1 protein-coding gene is annotated in these 4,482 nt (G+C 36.8%); it reads left to right on the forward strand.

What is annotated here, in order from left to right; genetic code table 11:
• A partial coding sequence (locus ACK5JN_RS06665; RefSeq protein ID WP_416869436.1) for a hypothetical protein occupies positions 1-290 on the forward strand: 290 nt, incomplete at its 5' end.
• Between the last annotated feature and the right edge of the window lie 4,192 nt (positions 291-4,482).

Below are 4,482 nucleotides of genomic sequence, written 5' to 3' on the forward strand. Positions count from 1 at the left end.
ACCTCTTGTATGGAGACCCTTCACATTACCTAAAAAAAGGGAGCAAGGGAAAAAGGGATTTAAGGGGAAAATTTGATTATAGAAGTGGCTTGATTGTGTTTGATTGTGCATATGGTGTCCCTCAAGGTCTAAGTCAAGGCATTGGGCGTCACGACGCTTCACTGATGCGCATTATTTTCTTCACTTCGTGTCCCTTAGACACTCCGGGGCTGCTTTCCCATGACATGACCTCTTGTATGGTGACCCTGCACATGACCTCAATGCGTAGAACAAGGGAAATAGGGATATAAGGGAAAAACATGATCATATAAGTGGCAGTGTTGACGTGCGTGCTTGTGTAAATGGTGTCCCTCAGATACTCCAGGGCTGCTTTCTCGTGACCAAACCCCATTTATGGTGACCCTGCACACTGTCTACCCTGGGGTTGTAATAATAATGATAACTGATGCTCTGTTTACCAAGAAAGTGACGTAAAATACATCGTGGTGCAAAATATGTTAGGTTACATATTTGGAAGAGAAGATTGTGCAGTAATATTTAAAGAAGATTGGTACATTTTTAACTAAAACTTATTAAACATGGAAAACTAAATAATGCAATATGGAAAGCAGATTTTATAAGAATAATAATCTGCATTTACTTTCTTAATGTATGGTATATCATTTGCAGTCATATGATTTTTTTTTTTTTTTTTTTTTTGCAAAGGAGGCAGCTCAGTGGTGAAGCAAAAATAGAAGAAAAAAACCTGCTATAGTGCTGCTCCCACAGATAGAAGACAAGAGATGCCAAGGACGTGTATGTAGTCAGATTCACTCTAGGTGATTTAGGTTAGAGTAATTGTTGGATAGGCCAGAGTAGGTTAGACTGAGTGGCAAGATTGTATTCCAGGTTAGGTTATTTTTGTGTTCACTGCTTCCTGATTAGGCTAAATGCATTCAAGACAATATTGAACCAGGGTAAAATATGTATAGATAAGTTAGATAAAGCTTAATAAGTTCCACATACGGATAGAGATAGCTAGGTCAATGTTTAGGTCAGATATGGGCAGATGATATTAGTACTTGGTTTGCTTTAGTTAGGCTAGGTTAACTCAGGGGAGATTTCTGTAGGTACTTTTTTGCAATTTATGTACATTGTTTTTTGTGTGTGTGAATGTTAAGAAAAATGGCATATCTAGCTAGTGAAAAGCCTCATTAATACTTGGTTTGGGTACTTAGGCTTGGTTAACTGCAGGTAGATTTGTGTTGGTACCTTTTTGGAATTTATTTACTTTTTTGTGTGTGTAAACGTTAAGAAAAGTGACATATCTAGCTAGTGGAAAGCCTTACTAATGCTTGATTTGGTTAATTAGACTTGGTTAACTCCAGATAGATTTCTCTAGGTACCTTTTTGGAATTTATATACATGCATTTTTTTTTGTGTGTGTTCGGTAAATGTTAAGAAAAGTGGCATATCTACCTAGCAGAAAGCCTTATTAATACTTGTTTTGCTTAGTTAGGCTTGGTTAACACTGGGTAGATTTCTCTAGGTACCTTCTGGGAATTTTTTGTGTGCAGATGTTAAGAAAAGTGACATATCTAGCTGTTGGAAAGCCTTATAAAATAATAATTGGTTTGGTTAGTTTGGCTTGGTCAACTCATTGTAGATGTGTGTATGCATGTTTTTTTGCAATTTATATACACTTTTTGTGTGTAAGTGTTAAGAAAAGTTACATACCTTGCTAGTGGAAAGCCTTTTTAGTACTTTGTTTGGTTAGTTAGGCTTGGTTAGTTTAAGATAGATTTGTGTTGGTACTTTTTTGCAGTTTATGTACATTTTTTTTAGTGTGTAAATGTTGAGAAAACTCACTCACATCTAGCTAGCGGAAAGCCTTAATAATGCTTGGTTTGGTTACTAAGGCTTGGTTAACTCTGGGTAGATTTTTGTAGGTACCCTTTTTACAATTTATATAATTTTTTTTGTGTGTAAATATTAAGAAAAAGTGACCTATGAATGTAGTTTGTGGAAAGCCTTATTACTACTTGGTTCAGTTAGTTAGGCTTGGTTATCTTTGGGTAGGTATTTGTTGGTACTTCTTTGCAGTTTATATACGTATATTTTTTGTGTGTGTAAATGTTGAGAAAAATAACATATTTAGCTAGTGGAAAGCCTTATTAATACTGCTGTGGTTAGTTAGGCTTGGTTAACTCTGGGTATGTTTGTGTAGGTACCTCTTTGAAATTTATTTATTTATTTTTGTATGTGTGTATGTTCTACAAGATTAATCATGCTTCTCCAAAGTCAAGTTGCATGCTTTGTCCACATCAGTTTAGGTGGCGTCTTTCAGTTTTAAGATCTGCAGCAGTGATACATTGAGCGGAGTTTTAGCTGAAAACACACACACACACACACACAAAGAAAAATCAAAGTATTGGCAGTGTCGGCTAAAAAGAGGCTGATAATTAACTGGCGATTATGAGAACTTCGAAATAACGTAAAGGTTTCAAAACTATGAAGAGAATATTGATTTCCTTTTGTCCACTGTTAGTAGACATACAGACGTACCTAAACTCGTAATTTTGTAAATGTAGGTGAAGAGGAAAAAAAGTCAGTCTCACAGCAAACAAGAAAGCATACAAAAAACACAAAACAAAAATTTAAAAAAAATGTCAAAAATATATTTGAAGGAGGCAAGGTATGGCTATACACCTATTGTTAGATACCAGTTACATGATCATCTTTCAACAAGAACTTTTAAAATTGCACAATTACACATGGAGATATAATTACTTTTATGCAAAAAACAAAGTTTTGAGATAATTGCATTTTTATGTTTTCATGGTATCCGGTCATTTCGCCCACACCAAAAGGTCATTTCGACCAAAGTCAGTTCGCCCACTTGGTGGAGTCATTTCGCCCACATTAGATAACTCCTTTACTCTTACGGGTCAAAAGTGCACAATTGTTATTGAATGTTATTGGATGCCCATATCCATTTGTCAGCTGTCTTCCACCCGCTCGCTGCTCACTAGTGCTCAGTTCTCAACAGTTCACACTCACCACACTCCAAGGCGGAGCTACTTATTTATTATATATTTATTATATTTATTATACTATACCTGTTTTATTTAGTCTTATTAAAATAGAAAAAAATCTAAGACTAGTTAACTTCACGAGTTTTCTCCCACCTTGGTTGCTAATTTACAGTCCCTACCAAGTCAAGGCAGTGTTTGAGAGCGGTGACCGAGCGGTGACAGGACTAATTTCTCACATACTCGTATGCTCATCACAGTAATTCGTCACAGCTCGTGCTGTCACAGGCAGGAATGCCTGTGACGTCACGACCTAACTATCTATTGATAGCAATAATAGCCATACAATAGTGCAGGAAGTGAACGAGTGATCATTAATGAAAGTTCCCAAATTCAAATAATAAAATTGAAACATGAATGTTGGTTTCGTTATTAAGGAAAGCCATCGTATGCACTCAATTCCTGACATAATGGCAGACTGTCCAGACCAGTGTATACTGTGTGCTTTTCCTGTACGGGCAAGGCAGGAAGGTCTACAGCAAGGGTTCCCAAGCTTTTCCTAGCACGACCCCATTCAGCACTTTCAACTGTTCAGTGCGACCCCAAGTATATATATATATATATATATATATATATATATATATACCAAGTGTTTATGTTTACTTCTACATTTACAGCACTACTGTGAATTTTTGGTCATATGATGGTATTTATGTAAAGGAAAAATTAACACATAAAACATATTTAGATTTTACTTACAAAAGAAAGGTAATCCAAATGTAATTCTCAAATATGGCAATTACAAACTGGTGATACTAATTTAACACTACATAACATGCTACTCTGCCATTTTATGTGGAATAGAACCACACTGCTGTGCATCAGTTTTGAATGGGAACTGCACAAAATCAAAAGACTCAGTTAGCAACTTTGGGAATCTAGCATTCATATTCCCTCTCAGATTCTGCAAATACTTAAGTAAATCCTGTTTCTATTCTGCGAGATCCAGTGCATCATCATAATCAATATTCTTTGTAGCTGTAAATTTCAAGTAGTGATGGAAATGAGGGTAACTAAATTTACTAAAAAGTAATCAAAATGAACTTCTCAAATTTGCCAATTACAAACTGTTCTTACTATTTTAACACTACATAACATGCTGCGCCGTTATATCAGCTGTATTGCAAGTATCATACGGCACCTCATGGCTGTCTGATATTATGATTAGCCTACTAAACAGCACTGATTTTGACGTGGTCTCGTAATCCCTGCTTGGATATTTCATGCCCCCAGGCCTTGGGGGTACCTCCGCGACCCCACCGACCCCTTGACCTCTTTATTACCCCACATAATTAGCATTCCGACCCCTTTTGGGGTCCCGACCCCTGGTTTGGGAACCTATGTCTTAGGTAGAAGGGGTGTGGGGAGTGCGGTAGGGGAAAGGAGGTGAGGAAGGAGGGGAAGACACGGG

Origin of the sequence: Kluyvera sp. (assembly GCF_047971185.1) — a bacterium.
GTDB lineage: Bacteria > Pseudomonadota > Gammaproteobacteria > Enterobacterales > Enterobacteriaceae > Kluyvera.